The sequence below is a fragment of the Hypericibacter sp. genome (assembly GCF_050729195.1).
Lineage (GTDB): Bacteria > Pseudomonadota > Alphaproteobacteria > Dongiales > Dongiaceae > Hypericibacter.
In genome coordinates this window covers 1-20,785 of sequence record NZ_JBOHKS010000293.1, presented here as the reverse complement: position 1 = coordinate 20,785, position 20,785 = coordinate 1, and the positions used below count along the sequence as shown (strand labels likewise).

Sequence of the window (20,785 nt, the reverse complement as noted above, 5' to 3'; positions counted from 1 at the left end):
GGGCGTCACCTATGCGGCCAAGCTGGAGCGAACCGAAGCGCGTATCCATTGGCATGAGACGGCGCCGCTCCTTCACCGCCGGCTGCGCGCCTTCACGCCCTGGCCCGGCCTCTGGTTCGAGGCCAGGGGCGAGCGGCTGCGCGTGATCGAGGCGCGGCCGCTGCTGGTCACGACCGGTGCCGCGCCGGGCACGGTGCTGCCCAGCAATCTCGCCACCGCGCTTTCGGTCGCCTGCGGCCAAGGCACGGTCCTGTCGCTGGAGCAGCTGCAGCGGCCGGGCAAGAAGCCGGTCGGCGCCGCCGATTTCCTGCGCGGCTTCCCGCTCGATGCGGGGATGGTCCTGCCCTGATAGACTCCCCGGCATGACGCGTTACAAGCTCACGCTCGAATATGACGGCGGGCCCTTCGTGGGCTGGCAGCGCCAGTCCAACGGGCTTTCCGTGCAGGAAGCGCTGGAAGAGGCGATCTTCGCCTTCTGTGGCGAGCGGCCGAACCTGTTTGCGGCGGGCCGCACCGATGCTGGCGTCCATGCGCGCGGGCAGGTGGCCCATGTCGACCTCCAGCGCGAGGCCGATTCCGACACGGTGCGCAAGGCGATCAATTTCCATGTGAAGCCGCATCCGGTCTCGGTGCTCGCGGTCGAGCCGGTCGACGACGAGTTCCATGCCCGCTTCTCGGCCAAGTGGCGCGCCTATCGCTACGACCTCCTCAACCGCCGCTCGCCGCTGACGATCGATCGCGGCCATGTCTGGCTGGTGAACGCCGCACTCGATGTCGAGGCGATGGCGGCGGGGGCCCGGCATCTGCTCGGGCATCACGATTTCACCAGCTTCCGCAGCTCGATCTGCCAGGCGGCCTCGCCGATGAAGACGCTCGACGTTCTGGAGATCCAGCGCAACGGCGAGACGATCGAGATCCGCGCCCGCGCGCGCTCCTTCCTGCATCACCAGGTCCGCAACATGGTGGGCACGCTGAAGCTCGTGGGCGAGGGGAAATGGACGCCCGACGATGTCGCCAAGGCGCTCGCCGCGAAGGATCGCAGCGCCGCCGGGCCCACGGCGCCGCCGGACGGGCTCTATCTGATGGAAGTGGGGTATTGAGCGGCGAGCTTCGGCGCCCTGGGGCACCCCTCCCCCTACCCCCTAAGTTGATGTGATCGCTTCGCTCAACTTTTAAGCTTCGAGCGAGATCTATACCAACCACGCCCCCTCCCTTTGCGGGAGGGGGTAGGGGGAGGGGTTGCTTCAGGATGAAGGGGTGATGTTGCTTTCGGTCTCGTAGTAAGCTTTGAGACAGTGCGAAACGATCACATCAAAAGCAAAATTCCATGTCGCTCCACACCCTCCTCATCTTCGCCGCGACCTATGCGCTGGCTTGTGCGTTCCCCGGCCCGACCGTGACCGCCCTCGTGGCGCGGATCATGGGCAAGGGCACGCGGCGCGCGCCCGCCTTCTGCCTGGGTCTCATGGCCGGCGAGATGATCTGGGTGGCGACCGCGATGTTCGGGCTGGCGCTGGTCGCCGCGCTGTTCCAGCCGGTCTTCGTCGTGATCCGCTATCTGGGGGCGGCTTATCTGCTGTTCCTCGCCTGGAAGCTCTGGACCGCGCCGGCGACCGCGCCGGAAGAGTCGCGCGCCGGCGGCGGCGAAGGGATCAGGCTCTTCTTCGGCGGCCTCGCGCTGGCCATGGGCAATCCCAAGACCATGCTGTTCTATCTGGCGCTGCTACCGACCCTGGTCGATCTCTCCCATGTGACGATGGGCCGGTTCCTCGAGATCGCGCTGGTGGTGGGCGTCATCTACAGCATCGTGTTGACAAGCTACGTGCTGCTGGCGGCCCGCGCGCGCCGCGCCTTCCGCAGCAGCCGCGCGATGCGGATCGTGAACCGGCTGACCGGCGGCGTGATGGCCGGTGCCGCGGTCGTCGTGGCGACGCGAAGCTGACATACAAGCTCCAAGGGAAGATCTCTTTTGAGCACCAATGCCAATCCGCGCCGGCCTCTTCTGGCCGCGATCCTGTCACTGCTGGCGCCGGGTGCAGGACAGCTTTACTGCCGCCGACCGCGGCGTGCTCTGGTCTGGTTCCTTCCCGCCGTCCTTCTGGGCCTCGCCTATTACATCCTGTTGCCGACCGGGAGATTTTCGGAGGCTCCTCATCTCTGGTGGGGTTGGCTGGCGATTGTCGCCCTGGTCTGGCTCGGCAGTACGATCGACGCCTGGCTATTGGCGGGCCGAGATGATCCAGCGTCGTCGGGCGGATACGCCAAATGGTATCTTTATCTGCCCTTCATCTTGCTCGTGAATCTCGCCTGGTTCCTGACACCCTCGGCGCCGGTGGTGGAGCGGTTTCCGATGCCGTCGGGCTCGATGATGCCGACCCTGATGCTGGGCGATCAATTCGGTGTGTCGAGGTCGGCCTATCAGAGCACCGGACCGCAGCCGGGGGATATCGTCGTGATTCGCAGGGGCGATAGCGGCCGGAACTTCGTCAAGCGAGTCATTGGTCTCGCCGGCGACCGCATCCAGATGAAGGCGGGTCGTCTCTATCTGAATGGCGTCATGGTCGAGCGCGAACCGCTGGGCGATTTCACCGTTCCGGCAAGCACGGGCAACGGCGCGACACTCAAGCGCTATCGCGAGACGCTGCCGAATGGCCGCAGCTACCAGATCGTCGAGCAGTCCGACAATAGCTTCCTCGACAATACGGCTGAGTTCGCCGTTCCGCCGGGCGACTTTTTCCTGATGAGCGACAATCGCGACGACAGCCTGGACAGCCGGGCGCAGGAGTTCGGGCCCGTCGCCATCACGGCCGTGATCGGGCGGGCCCTCTCGATCGAGGCGTCGCCGGATCCGGCTCGGATCGGCTCGACGCTCGAATAGCAGGTCCCAGCCGCGTATCGACGACGTGCAGACGGTCGCGCGGCCTACAACTCAAGATTGACGAGCCGCCATTGTAAGAGGCACTCTCGCTCGAGTGGTCAACGGATCCGCGGGGGCATTGGCTCGTGAACGATGTCGTCAAACGCCGGCACCCCGCCGTCGCCGCCATCCTGTCGTTGCTTCTCGTCGGACTGGGCCAGCTCTATTGCGGGCGGCCGGTTCGCGCCATCGTCTGGTTCCTGGTCGCGGTCCTGTTATGCGCACCTATCGCCGTGATGGGAGCGCTCGGCAAGATAGCGATGGACGACCCGATCTTGCTGCAGGGGCCGCCGGTTCTCGGTGCGATCGTCGCCATTCTCGCTGCGATCGACGCCGGGTTCCTGGCGAGGCGAATCGGCACGGTGCGGCTCCGCGCTTATAACAAATGGTATTTCTATGGCTTGATCCTGGTGCTGGTTCTGTCGGCGGTCGGGATCTGGGAAACCCATACCTATCGGAGCTTTTCCGTTCCCAGCGCCGGCATGGTCCCAGCACTTCTTCCCGGCGATCGATTCTTCGTCCTCAAAACGGCCTATCGGAATGCCGAACCTCAATCGGGAGACATCATCGTCGCGGCCAAGAACGATGGGTTCTTCGTAAAGCGCGTCGTCGGTGTTGCCGGAGATCGCGTTCAGGTGATTGCAGGACGCCTCTTTATCAACGGCGCCCAGATCGAGCGCGAGGCCCTGGGGGATTTTGCCTTCGGCGACGTCCACCACACCCTCTATCTCGAGATCCTGCCCAACGGCCGACGCTATCGGATCGTCGAGCGCTCAGATCACGAGTTCCTCGACGACACGACCGAAGTTACGGTGCCCGCGGGTGCCCTGTTCGTGATGGGCGACAATCGTGACAACAGCATGGACAGCCGTGTTGCCGACTTCGGGTTGATCCCGGTCGGGACCGTGGAAGGGAAGGCTGTTTTTCTCACTTGGGCGAGAGACTGGCGTCGGATCGGCTCGAAGCTCGAATAGGGCGCGGCTTCGGTTCGGCGCGAGGTTCTCTCGCTCTTGTCAGATCAGCGCGAAGGTGATCTGCGACAGGATGAAGCTGAGAACGAGCTGGGCGACCGACAGGGCTGCCGCCAGAGGCAGGCTGACATTGAGCGCTGTCCTCGCAACGAACCCGCCATAGACGAGCTGCACCGCCATCAGCACGAATGTCAGCAGCGTGGCCGGGAGATCGGGAATGATCCCGATCCATAGCAGCAGCGACAGGACAGTGAACAGCAGGCTCAGAATGACCGAGCACCAGTTGGTGACCGCGATATAGCCCAGCATCTCGCGCTCGCGACCGAGCATCGGAGCCAGTCCCAGCATGAGCAGCGGATAGACGGCCCAGCTGATCGCATAGATCACCAGATCGACGATGACGATCTGGAACCAGGGGGCCGTCGAATGGAACAGCTGGGCCGCGATCCCGATATTGATCAGATCCAGCGGAAACAGCAGCGGCGCCAGCAGGAAGGAGCGCCAGGCGCCCATGGGGCTGCGATCGATCCATTCGAGGCCGCGCCGGTCGCCCAGCAACAGCCGCCAGGCGCCATAGGCGCCATGCAGGACCTCGTCGCGGGTCAGCATTGGGAGCGGAGCATCAGGGGGCCGGGAAATAACCCTCGAGCACGCCCTCATAGATGCGCGTCAGCGTCTCGAGATCCTGGACGGGCACGCGCTCATCGACCTTGTGCATGGTGCTGCCGGCCATGCCGAACTCCGCGACCGGGCAGAAATCCTTGATGAAGCGCGCATCTGAGGTGCCGCCCGTGGTGCTGAGCTCGGGCGTGAGCCCGGTTTCGCGCGTCACCGCCTTGGCGATCAGGTCGGAGAGCGGGCCCGGCGGTGTCAGGAAGGATTCGCCGCTGACGCGGATGCGCAGCTCGTAGTTGGCGCCCGAGCCGGTGCAGACCGCGCGCAGCCAGCGCTCGATCGAGGCCGAGCTGTGATGATCGTTGAAGCGGATGTTGAAGACCGCATGCGCCTCGGCCGGAATCACATTGGTCGCGGGGTTGCCGACATCGGCCGAGACGATCTGCAGGGTCGAGGGCTGGAAATGCTCGCTGCCCTTGTCGAGCGGCTCGGCGATCAGGGTCCCGAGGATGCCGACCAGGCGATGGACCGGATTGTCGGCCAGATGCGGATAGGCCGAATGGCCCTGCACGCCTTTGATCGTGAGCCAGCCGCTCATGCTGCCGCGCCGGCCGATCTTGATCATCTGTCCCAGCCGCTCGGGATTGGTCGGCTCGCCGACGATGCAGGCATCGAGCTTTTCGCCGCGTTCCTTGAGCCAGCCCAGCACCGGCTTGGTGCCGTTGACCGAAGGTCCTTCCTCGTCGCCGGTGATGAGGAGGCTGATCGAGCCGTCGAGCCCGCCCTTGCGCTTCGCCAGGAAGCGCGAGGCGGCGGCGGCGAAGGCGCCGATGGCGCCCTTCATGTCGGCGGCGCCGCGCCCGATCAGCTCGCCATCGATGACGGCCGCGTCATAGGGATCGACGCGCCAATGATCCTTGTTGCCATGGGGCACCACGTCGGTGTGGCCGGCGAAGCAGAAATTGCGACCGCCTTTGCCGACGCGGGCATAGAGATTCTCGACGCGCGGGCTGTCGTTCAGCGCGAAGGGCAGGCGATGGCAATCGAAGCCCCAGGGCTTCAGCGCCGCCTCGAGCACGCCCAACGCCCCCGCGTCGGCCGGCGTCACGCTCGGGCAGCGGATCAGCGCCTGGGTGAGGGCGAGCGGGTCGAGGGGTGCCGGTGTCGTCAGGATCAGTCTCGCAGCAGCTCGTTGATCGAGGTCTTGGAGCGGGTCTTCTCGTCGACGCGCTTCACGATCACGGCGCAATAGAGCCCCGGGCCGGGCTCGCCATTGGGCATCGGCTTGCCGGGCATGGTGCCCGAGACCACGACCGAATAGGCCGGCACGCGGCCATAGAGGACCTGGCCCGTGGCGCGATCGACGATCTTGGTCGAGGCGCCGAGATAGACGCCCATCGAGAGCACCGAGCCTTCCTCGACCACGACGCCCTCGGCCACCTCGGCGCGGGCGCCGATGAAGCAATTGTCCTCGATCACGACGGGGCCGGCCTGAAGCGGCTCGAGCACGCCGCCGATGCCGGCACCGCCCGAGATATGACAGTTCTTGCCGATCTGGGCGCAGGAGCCGACGGTGGCCCAGGTGTCGATCATGGTGCCGCTGTCGACCCGGGCGCCGACATTGACGAAGCTCGGCATCAGCACGACGCCCTTGGCGATGAAGGCCGAACGGCGCACGACTGCGGTCGGCACGGCGCGGAAGCCGGCTTCCTTGAAGCGGTTCTCGCCCCAGCCGGCGAATTTGGAAGGCACCTTGTCGTACCAGGCCGATTGGCCATGGCCGGGGAAGTCGCCGCCACCGGGGATGGGCGCGGAATCGGTGATGCGGAAGGAGAGCAGCACCGCCTTCTTGAGCCATTGATGGGTGACCCAGGCGCCATCGCGCTTCTCGGCCACGCGCAGCTCGCCACTGTCGAGCTTCTCCAGCGTCGCCTCGATCGCCTCGCGGGTACTCGCGGCCGTGGTCGGGGTGAGGCTCTCGCGACGCTCCCAGGCGGCGTCGATGGCGGCTTGGAGCTGTTCGGTGGGCATCGGGAAGGTCCGTCCTTGAAGGGTAGGGAGAGGGCCGGCGGGCCGCGAAAACGGCCCCGAAGATGGGGCCGCGCCGCTCGGCCTGTCAACGCCGCCGGCGACACCCAATGCCCTGTCCGCGCTCCCCCCTTGGCCCAAAATGGAAACGGCGAGCGATCCCAAGCTGGACCGCTCGCCGTTCGTCGTCGGCAGGCTATTCTGAGGCCTATTCGGCGGCGCTCTGCTTGCCCTTGAGCCCCAGCCGCTGGGCCACGCCCTCGCCATAGCGCGGGTCGGCTTTGATGAAATGCTCGATCTGCCGGCGCTGGATCGCCTCCGGCACGCCCTGCATCGCGCCCGCGATATTGTCCATGAGTGCCTTGCGCTGGGCCTCGGTCATGAGGCGGAACAAGGCGCCGGGCTGGCTGTAATCGTCATTGCCGATGCGGTGGTTGTAGCGGTCGGCATCGCCCGAGATCTTGAGCGGCGGCTCCTTCACCGACGGGTCCTCGACCGGACCGCCGAAGGAGTTGGGCTCGTAATTCACCGAGCCGCCGCCATTCTCGTCGAAGCGCATCTGGCCGTCGCGGTGATAGCTGTGGACCGGCACACGCGGCTTGTTGACCGGCAGGCTGTCATGATTGATGCCGAGCCGGTAACGATGCGCATCGGCATAGGAGAAGATGCGGAACTGCAGCATCTTGTCCGGGCTGTGGCTGATGCCCGGCACGACATTGGCCGGCGAGAAGCCCGACTGCTCGACCTCGGCGTGGTAATTCTCCGGATTCCGGTTGAGCTCCATCACGCCGACTTCCATCAGCGGGTAATCCTTGTGCGGCCACACTTTGGTGAGGTCGAAGGGATTGTAAGGCGTCTTCTCGGCGTCGGCCTCGGGCATGATCTGCACCTCGACACGCCATTTCGGGAAGTCCTTGCGCTCGATCGCCTCGAACAGGTCGCGCTGGTTGGATTCGCGATCGCTGGCGATGATCTTCGCCGCTTCCTCGTTGGTCAGGTTCTGGATGTCCTGGAGCGTCTTGAAATGGAATTTGACCCAGTGGCGTTCGTTCTTGGCGTTGATGAAGCTGTAGGTGTGCGAGCCGAAGCCATGCACATGCCGGAAGCTCTTGGGGATGCCGCGATCGGAGAACAGGATCGTGACCTGGTGCAGGCTCTCCGGGCTCAAGGACCAGAAATCCCACATCGCCGTCGGATTGCGCAGGTTGCTCTTGGGGTCGCGCTTCTGGGTGCGGATGAAATCGGGGAACTTGAAGGGATCGCGCACGAAGAAGACCGGCGTGTTGTTGCCGACCAGATCCCAGTTGCCCTCGTCGGTATAAAACTTCAGCGCGAAGCCGCGCACGTCGCGCTCGGCGTCGGCGGCCCCGCGCTCGCCGGCCACGGTCGAGAAACGCAGGAACATCGGCGTTTCCTTGCCGACCTGGGAGAAAATCTTGGCCTTGGTGTAGCGGGTGATGTCCTTGGTCACCGTGAAGGTGCCGTAGGCGGCCGAGCCCTTGGCATGAACGACGCGCTCGGGAATCCGCTCGCGATTGAAATGGGCATGCTTCTCGAACAGCTGCCAGTCCTGGACCAGCAGGGGGCCGCGCGGGCCGGCGGTGAGACTGTTCTGATTGTCGGGGACCGGAATGCCAGCGCCGGTGGTCAGGGTCGGGGGTTTTTCGGGTGTTTTCGCCATGGGTTTTGCCTCTCCAGTGGGGGACCGGTCGGAGCCATCGGGGAAAATCTAGAAGGCCATCCCCGTCAGCGCCAATAGGACTATGGTTTAGGGCTTGCCCGACTATTGTGGAAACCGATTGTTCCGATCTCTTTGATCGTTTCACTCGATCAATCGCGACAATCCGGTTCGGACGACAGGGCGTCGAGGAAGCCCTCAGCGCGGCGGCAGCTTGTCGGCGATCTCGACCAGCCAGCCGGCGAGGTCGTCTGTCACATGATCGATATGAGAAGCGTCACGTCCCGCCTGGGCCCAGGGCGAATCCGTGCGCACCAGGACCGTGACCATGCCCATCGCCGCCGCGGGCTCCAGATTCTGCGGCAGGTCCTCGAAGAGCACCGCACGGGTGGGCTCGATGCCGTGGCGCTCGATCAGCGCGCGATAGCTCGATTCCTTCGGCTTGGGCTCGAACTTGCCGGCGACGATGTCGAAGATGCCCGAGAAATGCTCGCGCACGCCGAGCCGGTCCATGACGCGCTCCGCATGGGCAACGGACCCGTTGGTGTAGATCAGCTTGCGGCCCGGAAGTCTTGCGAGCGCGCCGGCCAAGGTCGGGCTCGGCAGCACGGGCGAGACGTCGATCGCATGCACGAATTCGAGATAATGATGCGGATCGACGCCGTGGCGCAGCATCAGCCCGTTCATCGTCGTGCCATAGTCCTGGAAATACTGCTTCTGCAGCCGATGGGCCTGCTCGGCATCGAGATTGAGGTGCTGGGCCACATAGGCACCGATCAGCCGCTCGACCTGGTCGAACAGCCGGCAGCTCGCCGGATAGAGCGTGTTGTCGAGATCGAAGATCCAGGTATCGACATGGTCGAAGCCGGCGGGCCTGGAGCGAGCACCGGGAGGTGTAGCGGCGACGGTTTCTGGCGTAGCGGTCATGGCCGGGAACATGGCCATGCCGCACCGGGCACGCAAGTCCTTTGCGAGGGAGCCCGGGGAACGGGCGGGCCTGCCCCTAATGCTTCGAGCCGGGACCTTCCCCGCCCATATTGTGATGATGGGGCGCCCGGTTGTAGCCATCGTTGTCGTAGGTGCTGTCGGAACTGCAGGCCGCGAGACCGCCCAGCATGAAGATAGCAAGGAGCATGAAGCCAAGGGACAAGCCCAGATATCTATGCATGACGTGACGTTCCCTCGGCGGCGGTCCCCGCCGCCCGAATGATCGTGGCCCCAGGAATTCAGATGGGCGATCGACAGGCGCGGTGCAAGGTTAGGCGTGGCTGCCGCGCGAATGCGGCTCGGGGGTCGGATCCCATCCGGCGTTGCCGTTCCCATTCCCGTTTCCGTGATGATTGCCGAAGCTGCAGGCGCTGAGGCCGCCGATCGCGATGCCGGCGAGGAGCAGAAGGCCGAGTGTGCCCCTGAATTTGCACATGACGCGACGTCCCTTCGGTCGCGATCGCTCGGGACCGGATGATCCGGTCCCACGCGATTCAGGTGGAACCACATCACAACGACGCTCGAACGGGACCCCTTCCCTCAACGCGTCCGTAGTGCGAAGGGGACGGCCTCGAGCTCGGCCTGTTCCTCAGTCGTCGCTCAGATCGCCGCGGATACCGTGGCTGGGGCTGGAATAATAATCCTTCTGGCTCGTGCAGTCCGGCAGGACCGCGGCGAACAAGGCGAGAGTCAGCAGGAACGCGACAATCCGTTTCATGGGCGCTCTCCCGGACGCTGGGCCGTTCTGGGGAGGTCTGCATTGCGACGGCATAGGATTTTATCCATAGCGCGTCGCCCGGTGCAAGCCGGGACGGAAGGCCTCTTGCGGTTGCGGTTCCGGGGTGAGGTGCCGGTTAATAACCGCCGCCGCCCATGCCGCCGCCCATGCCGCCGCTGCTGCCGTTTTCCTGTGTCTGACTATGCTGGTCGGCCGTGGGTTTGCTGCTGCAGGCACCGGTGCCTGCCAGCACGAGCACCAGCAACGCGAATAGGACAATCTGTTTCATCGTCGCCTCCCTTCGTCGATGGGCGAAACCAATATTGCCGGCCCTCATATTCGGACATGCGCCCGTGACATCAATCGGAAAGGGCGGCGAAGGAGCCGGCCCAGCCCTCTCCGAGAGGCTGGTCAATAGCGACCGCCGCCGCCGCCGCCCGAACCGCCGCCACCGCTGCTGCCGCTACCACCGCCGCCACTGCCGGATTGGGTCTGGATGCTCTGTTCAACGGGCTTGTTGGCACAGGCGCTGACGCCGCTCAGGACGGTCAGCAGCAATGCCAGAACGCCGAGGATCTTCATCGTTGCCTCTTCTCGTCGGTGTGCGATATCGCCGGGGTTTCCCCCTGCTGTCGGACATGGGCCGACGGCCGCTCGGCGCAAGCGGCCCTGCGCGAGGACAACCATCAAAGTTCCGTGAGCCGGTGGTGATGCCCGGACGGCGCCTGATTAGTCTTCGAAACCGCGTGTGCCACGATCGGGGCTGGCGTAGGGGGCCACTTTCCGGGCTGCACCACCCGGCAGGGCTGCTGCCGAAATGGCAGACGCGAGCGGGACCGGAAGGATTTGCTTCATGGAGGCGCTCCCATGGCTGGGCCGTCCCAGCGGGATACGGCGCGATGATGCCATGGGATTTCATGCGTAGCCGATCGCGCCGGCTATCCGCTCCAGCGAGACCGTCCTTCGGCGAGAGGTCGTAAGGAGGTGATCAGCCCTGATGGACCAGCGTGCCGAGCCCGTGCGGCGTGAAGATTTCGAGCAGCAGCGCGTGCGGCACGCGCCCGTCGAGAATGACCGAGGCTTCGACGCCCATCTCGACGGCGTCGACGCAGGTGTCGAGCTTCGGAATCATGCCGCCGCTGATGGTGCCGTCGGCCATGAGCTGGCGCACCTGGCTGACGGTCAGGTCCTCGATCAGCTTGCCGGTCTTGTCGAGCACGCCGGCCACGTCGGTCAGCATCAGCAGGCGCTTGGCCTTGGCCGCGGCCGCGATGGCGCCGGCCGCGGTATCGGCATTGATGTGGTAGGTGAGGCCGTCGGGCCCGAAGCCGACCGGGGCGATCACCGGCACGAAATCCGAGTGCTGCAGCAGGTCGATGACCTGCGGATTGACCTTGGCCGGCTCGCCGACCAGGCCGATATCGATCTGCTTGCCGTCCTTCTCGAGGAAATGCTTGCGCGCCTCGAGCAGGCCCGCATCCTTGCCCGAAAGCCCGATGGCGCTGCCGCCGGCGGCATTGATGGCGGAGACGATCTGCTTGTTGATGGTGCCGGCCAGCACCATCTCGACCACCTCGACGGTCGCCGCGTCGGTCACGCGCAAGCCGTCGACGAAGCTGCTCTTGATCTGCAGGCGGTCCAGCATATGACCGATCTGCGGGCCGCCGCCATGGACCACGATCGGATGGATGCCGATCTGCTTCATCAGCACGATATCCTGCGCGAACACCTTGGCCAGCTCGGCATCGACCATGGCGTGCCCGCCATACTTGATGACGAAGCGCTTGCCCGCATAGCGCTGCATGTAGGGCAGCGCCTCGGAGATCGTGCGTGCGGTGCGCAGCCAGTATTTGGTTTCGCTGAAATTGCTCTGAGACATGGCGGCGGACTTTACCTCAAAGGGGTTGGGCTCGCCAGTGCGGCCAGCAGCGCGCGCAGGGTGGAAATGCCGTCGCCGGTGACGGAGCTGGTGGCGACGAGTTCGGGATGGGCGGCGGGATGGCGCGCCGCGCGGGCGGCGACCTCTTCGCGCAATTCCGCCAGGGCCGCCGGCTTCAGCTTGTCGGCTTTGGTCAACACGACTTGGTATGACTGCGCGGATTCATCAAGTTGCGACATGACGCGCTCGTCGCTCGGCTTCAATCCCTGGCGGGCATCGATCAGCAGCAGCGCGCGGCGCAGGGAGGGGCGGCCCTTGAGATAGAGCGTCGCCAGCCCCTGCCATTCCTTGACGTCCTTGCGCGCGGCCTTGGCATAGCCGTAGCCCGGCATGTCCACGAGCATCAGCCGGCCGCCCAGGCTGAAGAAATTGATCTGCTGCGTGCGGCCGGGCGTGTTCGAGGTGCGGGCGAGGGTCTTGCGGCCGGTGAGCGCGTTGATCAGGCTCGACTTGCCGACATTGGAGCGGCCGGCGAAGGCCACCTCGGGCAGGCCGATCGGCGGCAGGATCGACGGGTTGGTGGCGCCGGCAACGAAGTCGCAATCGGCCGCGAACAGCAGCCGGCCGGCTTCGATCGCCGATTGATCGATCTCGTCAGTTATCCTTGACGCCATCCTGGGATCCGACTGCCTCCGCTCGCGCTCGCGACCGATCAGACCTTCACGCCCATCCGCCACATGATGAAGCGCTGCTGGGCGACCGAGAGCGTGTTGTTCCAGGCCCAGTAGATCACCAGGCCGGCGGTGTACTGGCCCAGCATGAAGGTGAAGATGACCGGCAGCAGCGACATGATCCGCGCCTGCACCGGATCGGGCGGCGCCGGATTGAGGCGCTGCTGCATCCACATGGTGAAGCCCATGACCAGCGGCCAGACGCCGATGCTGAGGAGATTGAGCGGCCCCAGATCGGGAATGTGATAGGGCAGGAGCCCGAAGAGGTTCAGCACCGACGTCGGATCCTTCGCCGACAGATCCTGGATCCAGCCGAAGAAGGGCGCGTGGCGCATCTCGATGGTGACGAACAGCACCTTGTAGAGCGAGAAGAAGATCGGGATCTGCACCAGGATCGGCAGACAGCCGGCGGCGGGATTGACCTTCTCCTTCTTGTAGAGGGCCATGATCTCCTGCTGCATGCGCGCCTTGTCGTCCTTGAAGCGCTCCTTGAGCTTCGTCATCTCCGGCCCGAGCGCCTTCATCTTGCTCATGGCCTTGTAGGACTTGTTGGCGAGCGGGAAGAGGATGAGCCGGATCAGCACCGTCAGCAGCATGATCGCGACGCCGAAATTGCCCACCAGCCCGTAGAGGAAATCGAGCACGCGGAAGATCGGCTTCGTCAGGAAATAGAGATAGCCGAAATCGACGGCGCGATCGAACAGCGGGATGTTGTCCTGGTCGCCATACTTGTCGAGCAGGCTGACGACCTTGGCGCCGGCGAAGAGCTGGGTGCTGTTCTCGGCTGCCTGGCCGGCGGCAAGCGGCGTCGCTTCGCCGCGATAGTCGGCCTGGTAGAGGTCGGTCGTGCCCTGGAGCGAATGGCTGAAGCGGGCGGTGAGCTTGGCCTTCTGATCGGGAACCAGCGCCACCAGCCAGTATTTGTCGGTGATGCCGAGCCAGCCGCCGGTCGAGCTGTAGTTGATCTGCTTCTTCTCGCGGATGTTCTTGTAGGAGACGTCATCGATCAGCGTGCCGTCGAGCACACCGAGGAGACCCTCATGCAGGATGTAGTAGTTGAGCAGATGCGGCGTGCCGTGACGCGCGATCAGGCCATAGGGGAAGAGCGTGACGGTCTGGCCGCTGTCGTTCTGGACGCGCTGCGTCACCTTGAACATGAAGTTCTCGTCGAGCTCGAAGCGGCGCTCGAACTTGAGGCCCTGGCCATTGTCCCAGGTGAGGGTGACAGTCTGTCCCGGCGTCAGCTGGTCGCCCTGCGCTTGCCAGACCGTGTCGGGACCGGGCAGCGCCACGCCGGCTTCCTGCGCGACCCAGCCGAAATCCGCGTAATAGGCATTGGCGGCGCCCACCGGCGACAACAGGATGATGTTGGGCGAGGTCGGATCGACCGTCTCGCGATAGTCGTTCAGCACCAGATCGTCGAGGCGCCCGCCCTTCAGGTCGATCGAGCCGGTGAGGCGCGGCGAGTGGATCGCGATGCGGCTGGTGGTGGCGATGACCTGGCTGCGATCGGCCAGCGGCTGCTCGGGGGCGGCCGCGGTCGCGCTGGGCGCGGCGCTGCCGTCGGCCGTCGTCGCGGTTCCGGTCGCGGTCGTCTGCGTGGCGACGGGCGCGGGCTTGGGCGGGAAGAAGACCGCCGTGACCACCTGCGAGCCGATCAGGATCGCGACCGAGACGGCGATCGCGATGATGAGATTGCGTTGTTCCATGAGGGACCGGGCCAGAACTCGTCAGTAGGTCAAAAGGAGGGAGAGCGGCGCTCGGGACGGGCGAGCCGTCCGGAGAAATGCCGCCACGAGAATGTCGGGGGGACGGGGTCGTAGCCATGACCGCCCCAGGGATTGCAGCGCAGCAGCCGCCAGGCGGTCAGCGCCAGGCCGGCCAGGACGCCATGATGCTTGAAGGCATCGATGCCGTAATGGGAGCAGCTCGGCTCGAAGCGGCAGGAGCGCGGCAACAGCGGCGCCACCAGAAGCTGGTAGGCCCGGATCATGCCGATGCAGAGCCAACGCGCCGCCTTCATCCCTTCCACCCCGTTTCGACCCGGTCGTTCAATGCCGGGTCCGATAGAGCTTCAGCTGCCTCAGCCCGGCCGAGAGATCGGCCAGGAGGTCGCCATAGGCCCGCGTCAAGGTGCCGGCCCGCGCGACCAGGACATAATCATGATCGGACGCCGCATGGGCCCGCATGATCGTCTCGCTCGCGGCCTTGAGCCGGCGCCGCGCCCGATTGCGCGCAACCGCGTTGCCGACCTTGCGGCTGGCGGTGAAGCCGATCCGCAAAGCGGCCTCGCCGCCGACGGAATCGACCGGGCCGGCGGATGGGCTGCCGTCGGTCGAATGTCTGCGGGCCTGCAGGATTAGTCCCGGCGCGACGAACTTTCGTCCGCTTGCCGCGACCGCCAGGAATTCCTGGCGCCGCTTCAATCTTGCGAGCTGCGCCAAGGGAGGCTCGAACGGCTTAAGCGCTGAGGCGCTTGCGGCCCTTGGCGCGACGCGACGAGATGACTTTGCGGCCGCCCACAGTCGACATGCGGGAGCGGAAGCCATGCCGGCGCTTGCGGACGAGCACACTGGGTTGGTAGGTGCGCTTCACGATTAAGTCTCCGAAATCTCGGGAAAGCTTGGGTAAATTGCCGGCGCTGTATAAGGGCTGGGCGCGTCCGAGTCAACGATAGCCGGTCGCCCGAACCGCAGCCCCGGTCCGATATAGGTGACTATTTTACTCAGTTACTCTATGACCTAACTGAGCAACGCCGGGGATCCTGTCGGCGATCCCTGTGGAGGCCGTTTCATAGAGGCTTTTGCGACTTGCCGATAGGGGCCGGCTTTCCGCCATTATCCGGCCCTTCCAGAGCCCGCGACCCGGTGCCGAGCGCTATGGCCTTGGGGGGCATGGGAGTGTTAGACGGGCGCGCGAGTTCTCCAGCCGGGTGGCGATTCGAGCCGTCGGGCCTTCCGGGACAGGATGACGCATGGCCGAGGATCGAGAGCCTGCCGGCCTGACGCCGGGTTCGCCCACTCATCTGGAGCTGGACGAGCCGGCGCTCGCGAAGATGGAGCGGCCGCTCTGGCATCGGGCCGTGGCCCTGCTCGCCGGCCTGGCCTTGCTGGCGGGGGGCGTCGCCTTCGGGCTCAACCGCTATTTCGACTGGAACACGCTGCAGACGCATCGCGACGAGCTGCGGATGCTGGTCGAGTCCTATTGGTATCTCGTGATCCCGGTTTATCTCCTGCTCTATGCCCTGTTGGTGGTGAGCTCGGTCCCCGGCTGCGTGGTCATGACCATCATCGGCGGATTTCTGTTCGGCCAGATCTTCGGGACCCTGCTCGCCGTGACCGGCGCCACGATGGGAGCCACCATCGTCTTCGTCGTGGCGCGGGGCGCACTCGGTCCCTGGATCCGCCGGCGCGCCGGTCCCTGGATCGTCAAGATCGAGCGCGGCTTCGCGGAAAACGGCATGAGCTTTCTCCTGGTGCTGCGGCTGATCCCGATCTTCCCCTTCTTCATCCTCAATCTCGTGCTGCCCTTCGTCGGCCTGCCCCTGCGCCGCTATGTGCTCGGCACCTTCCTGGGCATCCTGCCCGCCAATTTCTTCTATGCCAGTTTCGGGGCCGGGCTCGGCGTCATCTTCGACCGCGGGGAGAGCGTGAGCTGGCGCTCCGTGCTCACGCCGGAAATGATCATGGGGTTGAGCGGACTGGCGGTGCTGGCGCTGCTGCCCGTGCTCTATAAATTCTGGCAGCATCGCCGCCGCCAGACGCGCGGCCAGGCCTGAGGCGGCATCCATGGCCGAGCGCATCAGCGTGGATCTTTGCGTGGTGGGCGCCGGCGCGGGCGGCCTCGCGGTGGCGGGCGCGGGCGCACAACTCGGCCTCTCGACCGTCCTCGTCGAAGATCGCGACATGGGCGATGGCGAGCTCGACGGGGGCGACGTCGCGTCGAAGGCGCTGATCGCCGCGGCGCGGGCCGCCGTTCAGCATCGGCAGAGCGAGGCCTTTGGCGTCCGCTACGATCCGCCCCGGATCGATTTCGCGCGCGTGCGCGCCCATGTGAAAGCGGCGGTCGAGGCGGTCGCACCGGACGATTCCCAGACCCGCTATGAAGGGCTGGGCGTGCGCATCATCCGCGCCAGGGCCTGCTTCACCGGCCGCGACCGGCTGATGGCGGGCGACATCGAGATCGTCGCGCGACGCTTCTGCATCGCGGCGGGGGCCAAGCCCGCGCTGCTGCCGATCGCGGGCCTCGAGCGGATCGCCTATCGCACGCCCCACGATATCCCCGAGCTCGATGCCCTGCCGTCGCATCTGCTGGTGGTCGGCGGCGGCGCCGAGGGCTGCGAGCTCGGCCAGGCCTTCCGCCGGCTGGGCGCGCGGGTCACGATCCTGGAGATGAAGCGCCTGCTCGACGACGAGGATCCCGAGCTGGTCGAGGTCGTGCGCCGGCAGCTGCGCGCCGATGGCGTCGAGCTTCGCGAAGGCGTGGTTGTCACGCAACTCGAGCCGGCGGGCGCCGGCATCCGCGCCACTCTCGCGCAGGGCGCGGATCGGTCCACGATCGAGGGCTCGCATCTGCTGCTGGCAGCCGGTCGCGTTCCAGCCAGCGACGATCTCGGATTGGACGCGGCGGGCGTCGCCTGTGACGGCAGGGCGATTCGGATCGACGAGCGCTGCCGCACCTCCAACCGGCGCATCTATGCGCTGGGCGAGATCGCGGGCGGACCGCCATCGACCGCCTGGACGGGCCATCAGGCGATGGCCATCGTCAAATCGATGATGTTCCGTCTGCCGGCGCGAACGAAGGCTCAGCTCCTGCCGCGTGTCGTCTTCTCCGATCCGGAGCTGGCGCAGGTCGGTATGAACGAGGCGCAGGCAAGGGCTGCCGGTCACGATCGGATCGTCGTGCGCCGCTTCCCCTTCGCCGAGACCGATCGCGCGCAGACCGATCGAGCGACAGCAGGATTCGTCAAGCTGGTGGCCACGCCAGCGGGCAAAATCCTCGGCGCCGGAATCGTGGGCACCGAGGGGGGCGAACTGATTCAGAGCTGGGGCCTCGCCCTGGCCGCCGGGCTTTCCTTGCGTGCTTTCACCGACATGATCACCGCCACTCCCACCTTGAGCGAGGCCAGCAAACGCGTTGCCGGCGGCTTCTATGCCGAACGGATGCTCGCCGCGCGCATGCGGCGCTGGGTGCGCTGGCTGGCGCGATGGCCATGAACCGACCCCGCCCGAAGCTGCCGGCCCTGTGGCACAGCCTTTCGGCGCGGCTGCTGGTGCTGACGGTCGCCTTCGTGATGGTGAGCGAGGTGCTGATCTTCGTGCCCTCGATCGCTTCCTTCCGGCTGAAATATCTGGAGGAGCGGCTCGCCGCGGCCAATATCGCGGTTCTGGCGCTGCTCGCCACGCCCGATGCGATGGTCAGCGACGAGCTCGAGATGGAGCTGCTGGGCCAGGCGGGCGCCTATGTGATCGGCCTCAAGCGCCCGGACGGCAAGAAGCTGATGCTGGGCATGGAAAACAACCTGCCGACGATCGATGCGCAGTTCGACCTGCGCCAGCATGGTCTGTTCCGCTCCGTCCGCGATGCGGTGGTGGCATTGGTGCAGAGCCGCAACCGGGTCTTGCGGGTGGTCGGGGTCTCGCCGCGCCATAACGAAACCGAGGTCGAGATCGTGATCGACGAGGCGCCGCTGCATGACGCGATGCTCGATTACGGCGCGCAGATCCTGGCGGTCTCGATCGTGATCTCGCTGATCACGGCCAGTCTCGTCTACCTGGCGCTCCAATGGTGGATGGTGCGGCCGATCCGGCGCATGACCGAAAGCATGATCGCCTTCCGCGGCGATCCCGAGGATCTCTCCCGGCCCTTGCGGGTGGAACGGCGTGGCGACGAGATCGGCGTGGCCCAGGCCGAGCTCGCCGAGATGCAGGCGGGCCTGCGCGCCTCGCTGCAGCATAAGACGCGGCTGGCGGCGCTGGGAACCGCGGTCACCAAGATCAGCCACGATCTTCGCAACATGCTGGCGACGGCGCAGCTGGTGTCGGATCGCCTGGTCGCCAGCGCCGATCCGCAGGTGAAGCGCGCGGCTCCCACGCTGGTGGCGGCGATCGATCGCGCCGTCGATCTCTGCACCCGCACCCTCGACTTCACCCGCGAGGGCCCGCTGCGGCTCGACTACAACCGCTTCGCGCTCAAGGGCCTGGTTCATGAGATCGGGGCCGGCGGCTTCGCCAATGGCAGGACCGAGCTCGTCGACGCGGTCGGCGATGTCGAGCTCGAAGCCGACCGAGACCAGCTCTATCGCGTGCTCGCCAACCTCGTGCGCAACGCGGCCGAAGCAGGGGCGGCCGAGGTGACGGTGTCGGCCGCGACCGCGGGCGAGCGCGTCATCATCGAGGTGCGCGACAATGGCCCCGGCCTGGCGCCGCGGGCGCGCCAGAATCTGTTCACGCCCTTCGCCGGCTCGGGCCGGGCGGGCGGCTCGGGTCTCGGCCTCGCCATCGCCCGCGAGCTGGCGCATGCCCATGGTGGCGATCTCTCGCTCGTCAGCAGCGACGCGAGCGGAACCCTGTTCCGCATCGATCTGCCGGCGCGCCGGCTCGTGGCCTGAGGCCGGTTTTTCAATCCGGAACAGGCCGTTAAGACAATTCCAACGCCATCCGGCGGCGGCGTTTGACGCAGTTGCGCGGACCCGCCGATCCCCTTATCTTGCCGGCGCCCGGGCCCCTGACGAGCCGGTTGGTTTCGTCGGCAATCGGCCGGGCTTGGGATCAGAGGGAGCAAGGAAGATGGGGAACGCGTCGAATTGGGTCCTGTCGGGACTGGTGGCGCTGATGGGCCTGGCGGGTCTCTTCGTCGCGGCGCGCGGCGGCCACTCGATGCCCTATTGGGGCGGGCTGGTGTTCTTCTTCTTCGCCGTGCTGTTCGTCTTCTACATGATCAAGCGCGGCTTCGATCACGCCGAGCATCACAACTCGCATTGAGGTTCTGCCTCGCGCCGCCGGGTTGACGGACGCGCGCGGCCTCAGTCGATCTGCAGCAGCAGCCCCTTGAGATAGGCGCTCTCCGGCAGGGCCGGATGGACGGGATGGTCGGGCGCTGCCCCGGTCGATGCCAGGAGCCGCGCCTCGCGCGCGAGATCGTGGATCCCGCGGCGCACTTCCTCGGCGAACAGGCCCGCCTCCATATTGTGCGAGCAGGAGGCGATGAAGAGAAATCCGCCCGGCCGCACGCATTCCGCCGAGAGCCGCGCCAGCTTGCGATAGGCGCGCGAGCCCTGGCCCAGATCCTTCTTCGATTTGACGAAGGCGGGCGGGTCGGCCACCACGATGTCGAAATTCTGCTTGGCCTTCGCCATCGCCTCGAGCTCGGTGAAGGCATCGGCGCGCCGGAAACGGCAGCGCTCGGCCCATCCGTTGAGCGCCGCGGCCTGCTCGGCCAGCGCCAGCGCCGCCTCTGAACGGTCGACCGCCGTCACCTCGCGCGCGCCGGCCGCGGCGGCCGCGAGCGCGAAGCCGCCGCAATAGCTGTAGACGTCGAGCAGGCTCATATCCTTCGCCAGCGTCGCGACCCGGGCACGGTTCTCGCGCTGATCGAAGAACCAGCCGGTCTTCTGCCCCTCGCGCGGATCGGCGAGAAAGCGCACGCCGTTCTCCTCGAGCGACAAGGGACCCTCGAGCGTTCCCTTCGCCATGTGCACATAGGTCTCGAGCCCTTCGAGCTTGCGCGCCGGGCTGTCGTTGCGCAGCAGCAGCGCCTCGGGCCGCAGCACCCGCTCGATCGCCTCGATCAGCGGGTCGAGCAACCGTTCCATGCCGGCACTGTTGGTCTGCAGCACGAGCGTGTCGCCGAAGCGATCCAGCACCACGCCGGGGAGCCCGTCGGCCTCGGCATGGATCAGGCGATAGAACGGCTTGTCATAGAGCCGCGCGCGCAAGGCCAGCGCCCGTTCCAGCCGCCGCGCCAGGAAGCCCGCGTCGATTGCCAGATTGGCATCCGTGTCGAGCAGGCGGCCGGCGATCAGGCTGTGCGGATTGAAGAGGGCCGTGCCGATCGGCCGGCCATCCTCGGCCTTCACCCGCACCACCTGGCCGGGCGGCAACGCCTTCGCCGCCGGCGTCATCTCGATCTCGTTGGAGTAGATCCAGGGATGCCCCGCCAGCGCGCGGCGCTGCGCGCCCTTGCGCAAGGTCACGGTCGGGCGCCCGCCCGCGGGCGCGGAGATGTTGTCGTTGGCAGTGGTCATGGGCACTGGCTCGATG

The 20,785-nt window shown here is 66.1% G+C and carries 26 protein-coding genes; 9 read left to right on the top strand and 17 right to left on the bottom strand.

Going from position 1 to position 20,785, the window contains the following annotated elements; genetic code table 11:
- The 5 genes from ACREE8_RS24035 to lepB (ACREE8_RS24015) all read left to right on the top strand — a co-directional run.
- Positions 1 to 349, top strand: a 349-nt coding sequence (locus ACREE8_RS24035; protein ID WP_431575553.1) for a methionyl-tRNA formyltransferase, incomplete at its 5' end; no start/stop codon positions are given.
- Between the two features lie 13 nt (positions 350 to 362).
- The gene (gene truA, locus ACREE8_RS24030) at positions 363 to 1,100 is read left to right on the top strand and encodes a tRNA pseudouridine(38-40) synthase TruA (RefSeq protein ID WP_431575552.1); all 738 of its coding nucleotides are present in this window, start codon (positions 363 to 365) and stop codon (positions 1,098 to 1,100) included.
- A gap of 227 nt (positions 1,101 to 1,327) precedes the next feature.
- A complete protein-coding gene (locus tag ACREE8_RS24025; protein ID WP_431575551.1) occupies positions 1,328 to 1,942 on the top strand; it encodes a LysE family translocator in 615 nt (204 codons plus the stop codon).
- A 27-nt stretch (positions 1,943 to 1,969) separates the two neighbouring features.
- Positions 1,970 to 2,878, top strand: a complete 909-nt coding sequence (gene lepB, locus ACREE8_RS24020; protein WP_431575550.1) for a signal peptidase I — start codon at positions 1,970 to 1,972, stop codon at positions 2,876 to 2,878.
- A gap of 299 nt (positions 2,879 to 3,177) precedes the next feature.
- Positions 3,178 to 3,891, top strand: a complete 714-nt coding sequence (gene lepB, locus ACREE8_RS24015) for a signal peptidase I (protein WP_431575549.1) — start codon at positions 3,178 to 3,180, stop codon at positions 3,889 to 3,891.
- A 39-nt stretch (positions 3,892 to 3,930) separates the two neighbouring features.
- Here the strand turns inward: lepB (ACREE8_RS24015) and ACREE8_RS24010 are convergent, their stop codons facing one another.
- The 16 genes from ACREE8_RS24010 to rpmH all read right to left on the bottom strand — a co-directional run bounded on the left by ACREE8_RS24010 (position 3,931) and on the right by rpmH (position 15,119).
- Positions 3,931 to 4,497 (bottom strand): hypothetical protein, encoded by a 567-nt coding sequence (locus ACREE8_RS24010; protein ID WP_431575548.1) that lies wholly within the window; start codon positions 4,495 to 4,497, stop codon positions 3,931 to 3,933.
- Positions 4,498 to 4,510: 13 nt separating this feature from the next.
- Positions 4,511 to 5,680: a succinyl-diaminopimelate desuccinylase gene (gene dapE, locus ACREE8_RS24005; RefSeq protein WP_431575555.1), complete on the bottom strand. Its 1,170-nt coding sequence runs from the start codon at positions 5,678 to 5,680 to the stop codon at positions 4,511 to 4,513.
- Positions 5,677 to 6,534 carry a 2,3,4,5-tetrahydropyridine-2,6-dicarboxylate N-succinyltransferase gene (dapD, locus tag ACREE8_RS24000; RefSeq protein WP_431575547.1) on the bottom strand — a complete coding sequence of 286 codons (858 nt, stop codon included), beginning with the start codon at positions 6,532 to 6,534 and terminating at the stop codon, positions 5,677 to 5,679. Before dapD ends, dapE begins: the two co-directional genes overlap by 4 nt.
- A gap of 205 nt (positions 6,535 to 6,739) precedes the next feature.
- Complete coding sequence (locus ACREE8_RS23995) at positions 6,740 to 8,212, bottom strand: catalase (protein WP_431575546.1); 1,473 nt, start codon at positions 8,210 to 8,212, stop codon at positions 6,740 to 6,742.
- Between the two features lie 195 nt (positions 8,213 to 8,407).
- Entirely contained in the window at positions 8,408 to 9,136 is a 729-nt protein-coding gene (locus tag ACREE8_RS23990; RefSeq protein ID WP_431575545.1) for a pyrimidine 5'-nucleotidase, read from the bottom strand.
- Positions 9,137 to 9,212: 76 nt separating this feature from the next.
- Positions 9,213 to 9,377 carry a hypothetical protein gene (locus tag ACREE8_RS23985; protein ID WP_431575544.1) on the bottom strand — a complete coding sequence of 55 codons (165 nt, stop codon included), beginning with the start codon at positions 9,375 to 9,377 and terminating at the stop codon, positions 9,213 to 9,215.
- A gap of 90 nt (positions 9,378 to 9,467) precedes the next feature.
- Positions 9,468 to 9,632: a hypothetical protein gene (locus ACREE8_RS23980; protein WP_431575543.1), complete on the bottom strand. Its 165-nt coding sequence runs from the start codon at positions 9,630 to 9,632 to the stop codon at positions 9,468 to 9,470.
- A gap of 153 nt (positions 9,633 to 9,785) precedes the next feature.
- Complete coding sequence (locus ACREE8_RS23975) at positions 9,786 to 9,914, bottom strand: hypothetical protein (protein WP_431575542.1); 129 nt, start codon at positions 9,912 to 9,914, stop codon at positions 9,786 to 9,788.
- A gap of 136 nt (positions 9,915 to 10,050) precedes the next feature.
- A complete protein-coding gene (locus ACREE8_RS23970; RefSeq protein WP_431575541.1) occupies positions 10,051 to 10,203 on the bottom strand; it encodes a hypothetical protein in 153 nt (50 codons plus the stop codon).
- Between the two features lie 122 nt (positions 10,204 to 10,325).
- Positions 10,326 to 10,496, bottom strand: coding sequence for a hypothetical protein (locus ACREE8_RS23965; protein ID WP_431575540.1), 171 nt, complete (start codon positions 10,494 to 10,496; stop codon positions 10,326 to 10,328).
- Positions 10,497 to 10,902: 406 nt separating this feature from the next.
- Positions 10,903 to 11,793 carry an acetylglutamate kinase gene (gene argB, locus ACREE8_RS23960; protein WP_431575539.1) on the bottom strand — a complete coding sequence of 297 codons (891 nt, stop codon included), beginning with the start codon at positions 11,791 to 11,793 and terminating at the stop codon, positions 10,903 to 10,905.
- An 11-nt stretch (positions 11,794 to 11,804) separates the two neighbouring features.
- Positions 11,805 to 12,467, bottom strand: coding sequence for a ribosome biogenesis GTP-binding protein YihA/YsxC (gene yihA, locus ACREE8_RS23955; RefSeq protein ID WP_431575538.1), 663 nt, complete (start codon positions 12,465 to 12,467; stop codon positions 11,805 to 11,807).
- A gap of 38 nt (positions 12,468 to 12,505) precedes the next feature.
- The gene (gene yidC / locus ACREE8_RS23950; protein WP_431575537.1) at positions 12,506 to 14,233 is read right to left on the bottom strand and encodes a membrane protein insertase YidC; all 1,728 of its coding nucleotides are present in this window, start codon (positions 14,231 to 14,233) and stop codon (positions 12,506 to 12,508) included.
- A 29-nt stretch (positions 14,234 to 14,262) separates the two neighbouring features.
- Positions 14,263 to 14,547 carry a membrane protein insertion efficiency factor YidD gene (yidD, locus tag ACREE8_RS23945; RefSeq protein ID WP_431575536.1) on the bottom strand — a complete coding sequence of 95 codons (285 nt, stop codon included), beginning with the start codon at positions 14,545 to 14,547 and terminating at the stop codon, positions 14,263 to 14,265.
- 28 nt (positions 14,548 to 14,575) lie between these two features.
- Entirely contained in the window at positions 14,576 to 14,968 is a 393-nt protein-coding gene (rnpA, locus tag ACREE8_RS23940) for a ribonuclease P protein component (RefSeq protein ID WP_431575535.1), read from the bottom strand.
- A gap of 16 nt (positions 14,969 to 14,984) precedes the next feature.
- A complete protein-coding gene (rpmH, locus tag ACREE8_RS23935) occupies positions 14,985 to 15,119 on the bottom strand; it encodes a 50S ribosomal protein L34 (protein WP_431575534.1) in 135 nt (44 codons plus the stop codon).
- Between the two features lie 379 nt (positions 15,120 to 15,498).
- Here rpmH and ACREE8_RS23930 point away from each other — a divergent pair, with 379 nt between their 5' ends.
- From ACREE8_RS23930 to ACREE8_RS23915, 4 genes are all read left to right on the top strand, one after another.
- Positions 15,499 to 16,302: a TVP38/TMEM64 family protein gene (locus ACREE8_RS23930; RefSeq protein WP_431575533.1), complete on the top strand. Its 804-nt coding sequence runs from the start codon at positions 15,499 to 15,501 to the stop codon at positions 16,300 to 16,302.
- Positions 16,303 to 16,312: 10 nt separating this feature from the next.
- Positions 16,313 to 17,740, top strand: coding sequence for a dihydrolipoyl dehydrogenase family protein (locus tag ACREE8_RS23925; protein WP_431575532.1), 1,428 nt, complete (start codon positions 16,313 to 16,315; stop codon positions 17,738 to 17,740).
- Complete coding sequence (locus ACREE8_RS23920; protein WP_431575531.1) at positions 17,737 to 19,134, top strand: sensor histidine kinase; 1,398 nt, start codon at positions 17,737 to 17,739, stop codon at positions 19,132 to 19,134. Before ACREE8_RS23925 ends, ACREE8_RS23920 begins: the two co-directional genes overlap by 4 nt.
- Before the next feature lie 178 nt (positions 19,135 to 19,312).
- The gene (locus ACREE8_RS23915) at positions 19,313 to 19,507 is read left to right on the top strand and encodes a hypothetical protein (RefSeq protein WP_431575530.1); all 195 of its coding nucleotides are present in this window, start codon (positions 19,313 to 19,315) and stop codon (positions 19,505 to 19,507) included.
- Positions 19,508 to 19,548: 41 nt separating this feature from the next.
- Here the strand turns inward: ACREE8_RS23915 and ACREE8_RS23910 are convergent, their stop codons facing one another.
- Positions 19,549 to 20,769 (bottom strand): class I SAM-dependent rRNA methyltransferase, encoded by a 1,221-nt coding sequence (locus tag ACREE8_RS23910; RefSeq protein ID WP_431575554.1) that lies wholly within the window; start codon positions 20,767 to 20,769, stop codon positions 19,549 to 19,551.
- Between the last annotated feature and the right edge of the window lie 16 nt (positions 20,770 to 20,785).